Source organism: Actinoplanes sp. GCM10030250, from assembly GCF_042666575.1.
In the GTDB taxonomy this organism is placed as follows: Bacteria; Actinomycetota; Actinomycetes; order Mycobacteriales; family Micromonosporaceae; genus Actinoplanes.
Genome location: NZ_JBHTDO010000050.1, coordinates 62,645 through 68,965 on the forward strand (window position 1 = coordinate 62,645; position 6,321 = coordinate 68,965).

A 6,321-nucleotide genomic window follows, 5' to 3' on the forward strand; every position below is an offset into this window, starting at 1 on the left:
GCCCAGCTGGAGCTCTCCGCCGCGAGGGGTCGTCAGTCGAGCCAGTGGTTGTCGTGGTCGAGGTAGAACTCGCGGCGTTCGTCGTCGGTCATCTCGGCGATGCGGACCAGGCCCTCGAAGTAGCCCTCGCGCGGTGCGCCGGGCGAGAAGTGCAGCAGCATCGACGCGGGTTCGCCCGACCGGTTCTTGAAGCCGTGGATGCCGCCGGCCGGTACGTGCACGTAGTCGCCCGGCCCGGTGTCCAGCCACTCCTTGCCGTTGTAGATGTCCATCCGCCCGGAGAGGATGAAGAACGACTCGGTGAGCGTGTTGTGGAAGTGCGGATCCGGGCCGGTCACGCCCGGTCCGCACTCCCAGCGGTAGAGGCCGAACAAGCCGCCGGTGGACGCACCGGACGACAGGTAGTGCACCCGTGTCCCGTTCGGATAGACCAGTTCGGGCTCGCTGCCGTCGGGCCGGTAGAGGGCGCTGACCTCGCCCTCTTCACCGTGGTAGATCGGCGGTGGATAGGTCATGGACATCTCCTCCGGACCGTCGTGATCACACTCGGGTGCCAGTCTGCCAGCCCCGCGACCTACCGTCTGCCCGCACGGCCGTCACCGCCTGCTGAGCGGAACCTTCTTCCAGTCGGTGTCGGTGGCCAGGTAGAAGCTCGGGTAGGACGGCTGGTTGTAGGTGGTCTGCTGGCGGGCGACCTCCACCCGGTACTGCGGGTCGTGCATGAGCGTGTAGAGCTTGTGGTTCGTGACCTCGGTGCTCAGGTAGATGCGGATCGCCGAGCTGTCGGCCGTGCGTACCAGAAGCTCCTCGCGCCAATCGCCCAGGACGTCGGCCACCAGGCTGGGGTTGCCCTTGGTTCCGTTGTTGGCCCGGGTGCCGTCGGCGGTGAGCAGGCGACCGCGCTTCCAGTCGTCGATCGTCGGTGTGACGTCGCCGGCGCCGTTGACGATCTGGGTGGTGAGGTCGGCGGACCAGCGGATGCTCTGGTTGGTGCCGGGGATGGTGTCGGTGAGGATGTCGCCCTTGGCGCTGTGCAGGCCCAGGGCCTCGGAGCCGCCGGGCATGCTGGCCCAGGACTCGATGCCGCGGACCTCCGGGAGGACGTCGCCGATCATGCCGCGGCCGGTGTCGCGGCCGGAGTACGTGCCGAAGAGGACCTCGCCGTCCGCCGCGCCGCGCATCGCCATGCCGTAGGGCGCGTAGGTGGCGCCCTCGTGGACGGTGAAGATCTCCAGGCCGGGGCGGTCGGGGTCGATGTCGGTGACGTGCATGGCGTCGCCGTGGCCCAGCCGTGCGGTGGTGCCGGGGGCGGCGCTGCCCTCGGGGAGGGTGGCGAACGAGGAGTAGAGCAGGCTGCCGTCGTTGTCGATGGTGGCCGAGCCGTAGACGATCTCCTGCTTGCCGTCGGCGTCGACGTCGGCGGCGCTGAGCGAGTGGAAGCCCTGGGTGGTGAGCTTGCCGAACTCGGGGTCGGTGCCGTCGCGCCCGTGCGGGGAGTCGTTGAACGGGTTCGTCATCGGGGTCCAGCCGCTGTCGGCGTACCAGTTCTCCCGCAGGCGGCGGCCGTCCCAGTGGTAGGCGACAAGCGTGGAGCGGGTGTAGTAGCCGCGGGCGAAGACCGCCGAGGGCCGCTTGCCGTCCAGGTACGCGACGCCGGAGAGGAACCGGTCCACCCGGTTGCCGGGCTCGATGCGGGCCATCGCGTAGTCGCCCCACATCAGGCCGTCGTCGTGGCGGCCCGGCTTGTACGCGATGGTCTGGAGTTCCCGGCCGGTCGCTCCCTCGAAGACCGTCAGGTACTCGGGGCCGTCGACGATGAAGCCCTCGAACGCCCGCAGGTTGTTGCGGGTGCTGCGGGCCGGCGCGTACACGTCCATGAAGTAGTCGGTGAGCGCCTCCGCGTCGGGGCGGCTGAGCGGGTACTGATAGGCGGGCGCGATGCCGAACGCCTGCTCCAGGGTGGCCGGCCAGTGCCCGGCGACAACCTCGGGGTGCTCGTGCCAGCCGAGGAACATTCCGACGACGTGCTCGTAGTAGTCGGCGGCGCTCATCCGGTAGTCCTCGGCGGGCGAGTGGCCCGGCGTGGTGATGAAGCGCTCCTTGCCCTTGCGGATCGTCTTCGTGCCCGGCGCGGTCTTGAGCATCATCTCCGCGCGGCCGTCGCCGTCGAAGTCGTAGACCAGGAACTGGGTGTAGTGCGCGCCGGCGCGGATGTTGACGCCCAGGTCGATGCGGTGCAGCAGGGTTCCGTCGGCGCGGTACGTGTCGATGTAGACCGGGCCGGTCCAGCCGACCTGGGACACGTCCTTGGAGTTGGACGGGTCCCACTTGACGACGTACTCGTACTGGCCGTCGCCGTCCATGTCGCCGACGCTCATGTCGTTCGCCGCGTAGGTGTAGGTCTCCCCCGCCGGGGTCACGCCGTCGGCGGGCTTCTGCAACGGCAGGTCGTGGTAGCCGGTGGCCCAGGGCGTCACGGTGGCGTTCCCGACCCGGTACTTCGACGTGGCGGTGCCGTCCTTGTCGAGGTAGTTCGTGCTGTCGGTGACTGTCGCGATGCGCTTGCCGTCGCGGTACACCGGGAAGTTCTTACCGGTCAGGCCGGTGGCCGAGGCTCCGGTGGCCTCCTGCTTGAGCAGGCGCCAGCTGAGGAAGACGCCCTCGCCGGTGGAGACGGCGACCAGGCCTCGGTCGAGGTTCTCCAGGGTGATGCCGGTCCGGCCGTGTGCGGGCGCGGCCGTACCGGGTAGTCCGAGGAACAGCAGGGCCGTCGTGCACGCGGCAGCGACACCTGCCATGCGGGAGCTCATGGCGGTTCTCCTTCTCGGGGGATGTAAGGAGGAGCGAGGTAGGGCGGAGCGGGATGTGGCGCCGTCCGGTGGAGAACGGCGCTTCACGCGTACGAAAAAAGGATCTTGATCTCAGGCCGCGTCGATCTCGGCCTGCAGCTCCTTGATGAAGCCGGTCGCGGCCTGCTGCGGCGTCTGCCGCTCGAAGAGGACCTCCTCGGTGTGGCGCTTGAGGATCGCCTCGATGCTGCTCGCGCCGTTGGGGGTGACCCGGGGCGCCTCGCCGACCTTGATCGTGGACAGGTACTCGGCGGCGGCCTTGTCGGTGTCGGCCAGCTTCGGGGTGATCGCGGTGCGGACGGTGGCGTTGGACGGGACGCCACGGTCGGTGAGCAGCACCTCGCCCGCCTCGGTGGTGTTGAGCAGGTAGTCGACGAACAGCGCGGCCTCGGCCGGGTGCTTGGATCGCGAGGAGAGCGACCAGAACATCGACGGCTTGTAGTACGGGGCGGTCGCGGAGCCGGGCTGGCCGTTGCCGGGGATCTTGAGCAGCTTCAGGTTCTGACCGGACGCCGCGGCCAGCGAGGTGAGCTGGGTGTTCCACCAGGTGCCGAAGGCGGACGTGTTGGTGGCGGTGCCGGACTGGTCCAGCGGCGCGCCGGCCCGCTCGACGGTCACCGACGGCGCCGGCGCGATGCCCTGCTTGGCAAGATCGAGCAGGTACTGCCAGTAGCCGGCCAGGACCTCCGGCGGGATCGAGACCTTGCCGGCCTCGTCGTAGAGGGTCGCTCCGGCCTGGCGGGCCCAGATGTTCACACCACCAGAGTCGAAACCCCATGACTGTACGCCGGTGACCTTGCCGCCGGACGCCTTGGACACCTCGGCGCCGATGGATTTGAGGTCGTCCCACGTCCAGGTGGAGTCGTCCGGCACCGGGATCTTGTACTGGGCGAGGAGGTCGGTGTTGACGACGATCGAGTACGCGGCGACACCCGTGGGGATGGCGTACTGCTTGCCGCCGACCTTGCCGGTGTCCAGCGCGGCGGCGTCGATGCCGTCGGTCTTCAGGTGCTTCGACGCGGTGCCGAGGTCGAGCAGGGCGCCGCGTTCGGCGTACGAGGCGAGGTAGAGCTCGTCCATCTGGATGATGTCCGGTGCGTCGTTGGCGGCGACGGTGGTGGCCAGGCTGTCCCAGTAGCCGTTCCACTCCTTGAACTCACCGGACACCGTGATGTTCGGGAACTTCTTGGTGAACTGGTCGATCACCTGCTGGGTGCGCTTGTGCCGGGCGTCCGAGCCCCACCAGGTGAACCGCAGCTTCACCGCGTCGGAGGAGATGTCGCCGGACGCGTCGCCGCCGCTGTCACCGCACGCGGCGAGGGTGGCCGCCGCGCCCAGGCCGGCACCGAGGGAGAGAATTGAGCGCCTGCTGTATCGCATCGGGGGATCCTTCCGAGGGTTATTTGATACCGGTGGTGGCGATGCCTTTGATCAGGTAGCGCTGGCCGATCAGGAAGGCGAGGAAGATCGGGAGGAGGGAGACCACGCTCATCGCGAACATCGAGCCCCAGCTGGTGGCGACCGTGGAGTCGACGAACGAGCGCAGCGCGACCGGGACCGTGTACATGTCCGGGTCGGTCAGGTAGATCAGCTGGGAGAAGAAGTCGTTCCAGGTCCAGATGAACGTGAAGATCGTCGTCGTGGCCAGGGCCGGCAGCATCAGCGGCAGGATCACCTGGAGGAAGATCCGCGGGTGGCCGGCGCCGTCGATGCGGGCCGCCTCGTCGAGCTCGCGGGGCAGGCCGCGGATGAACTGGACCATCAGGAACACGAAGAACGCGTCGGTGGCCAGCAGCTTCGGCACGATCAGCGGCAGGAACGTGTTCACCCAGCCGAGGTTGGAGAACATGATGTACTGCGGGACGATCAGCACGTGGATCGGCAGCATGATCGTGCCCAGCATGACGGCGAACCACAGGCGCTTGCCGGTGAACTCGAGGCGGGCGAAGGCGTAGGCCGCCATCGAGCAGGACACCAGGTTGCCGATGATGCAGCCGATCACGACGATCGCCGAGTTCATCAGGAAGTGGCCGAACGGTGAGGACAGCGCGTCCCAGCCCTGCCCGTAGTTGTGCAGCTCCAGATCGGTCAGCACGATCCCCGGCGACCGGAAGATCTCGTTGTTCGGCCGGAGGCTGCTGACCACCATCCACAGCACCGGGTAGAGCATGACCAGGGTGAGCAGGAGCAGGCCGGCGTGCTTGGCCACGCTGCGCATCGCCCTGCTGCCCACCGGCGGCGCTTCGGCCGGCGGTGCCGGGGTGACCCGCTCCTTGAGGTCAGTCATCGTAGAAGACCCATCGCTTGGCGGCCCAGAAGTTGACCGCGGTGAACGCCGCGATGATCAGCAACAACAGCCAGGCCAGCGCGGAGGCGTAACCCATGTCGAAGTTGTTGAAGCCCCGCTGGTAGAGGTAGAGCGTGTAGAACAGGGTGGAGTCCGACGGCCCGCCCGACCCGCCCGAGACGACGAACGCCTGGGTGAACGACTGGAACGCGTGGATGATCTGCAGCACCAGGTTGAAGAAGATGATCGGGCTCAGCAGCGGCAGCGTGATCCTGCGGAACTGCGTCCACTTACCGGCACCGTCGACCTGGGCCGCCTCGTAGTACATGACCGGGATCTGCCGCAGCCCCGCCAAGAAGATGATCATCGGTGCGCCGAAGGTCCACACGTTCAGCACGATCAGCGTGCCCAGTGCGGTGTCCGGGTCCGAGATCCAGCCCCGCCCCTCGACACCGATCAGCGCCAGCGCCTGGTTGATCAGCCCGTCGGCGCCGAAGATCTGCCGCCACAGCACGGCGATCGCCACGCTGGAACCCAGCAGCGACGGCAGGTAGAACGCCGACCGGTAGAACGCCAGCCCCCGCAGCCCCCGGTCCAGCAGCATGGCCAGCGCGAGCGCGGCGGCGAGTTGCAGCGGGACAGAGATGAACACGTACTTGAACGTCACCGCGAGCGCACCGTGCAGCCGCTCGTCGCCGACCATCCGCGTCCAGTTGTCCACGCCGTTGAACTCCGGCGGCTGGATCAGGTTGTAGTCGGTGAACCCCAGCACGAACGACGCCGCGATCGGCCCGGCGGTGATCAGCACCAGCCCCGCGAACCACGGCAACAGGAAGACGAATGCGGCCTTGTTGTCCCGCGGCTTCGCCCCGGACCGAGACGAACGAAGCCGGTGAAGCTCGCCGAGGGCACTCACCCGTTCCCCTTCACGTCTGAGCGCCTCCCTACGGGGAAAGCGCTTTCCTGGCAGTGTGCACCGTCACACAGCTGCGGTCAACGGTTTCAAAGGGGTTAAGTCTGGATCGTTTCAGAGCCCAGACCGCGACCTCGCCGCCCCTCTCCGCAAGATCATCTTTTAACTATTCAACCTTCGTTTCCGGGCCCCTGCCCCCACCCACCGGAACGCCCTCACGGCGCCGCCCACCCTCGACCCCGGCCCACCTTCCGACAACGCCCCGCCCACCC

General features: G+C 67.9%; 5 protein-coding genes. All 5 read right to left on the reverse strand.

The genetic code is table 11. The features are described from left to right. Positions 1–32 precede the first annotated feature (32 nt). Positions 33–515, reverse strand: coding sequence for a cupin domain-containing protein (locus ACFQV6_RS40120; RefSeq protein WP_378032960.1), 483 nt, complete (start codon positions 513–515; stop codon positions 33–35). Between the two features lie 81 nt (positions 516–596). Further along, positions 597–2,810, reverse strand: coding sequence for a rhamnogalacturonan lyase (locus tag ACFQV6_RS40125; protein ID WP_378032961.1), 2,214 nt, complete (start codon positions 2,808–2,810; stop codon positions 597–599). A 111-nt stretch (positions 2,811–2,921) separates the two neighbouring features. Further along, positions 2,922–4,229 carry an ABC transporter substrate-binding protein gene (locus ACFQV6_RS40130; RefSeq protein ID WP_378032962.1) on the reverse strand — a complete coding sequence of 436 codons (1,308 nt, stop codon included), beginning with the start codon at positions 4,227–4,229 and terminating at the stop codon, positions 2,922–2,924. A 19-nt stretch (positions 4,230–4,248) separates the two neighbouring features. Beyond that, positions 4,249–5,136 carry a carbohydrate ABC transporter permease gene (locus ACFQV6_RS40135; protein ID WP_378032963.1) on the reverse strand — a complete coding sequence of 296 codons (888 nt, stop codon included), beginning with the start codon at positions 5,134–5,136 and terminating at the stop codon, positions 4,249–4,251. After that, a complete protein-coding gene (locus ACFQV6_RS40140; protein WP_378032964.1) occupies positions 5,129–6,052 on the reverse strand; it encodes a carbohydrate ABC transporter permease in 924 nt (307 codons plus the stop codon). Before ACFQV6_RS40140 ends, ACFQV6_RS40135 begins: the two co-directional genes overlap by 8 nt. Positions 6,053–6,321: the final 269 nt, after the last annotated feature.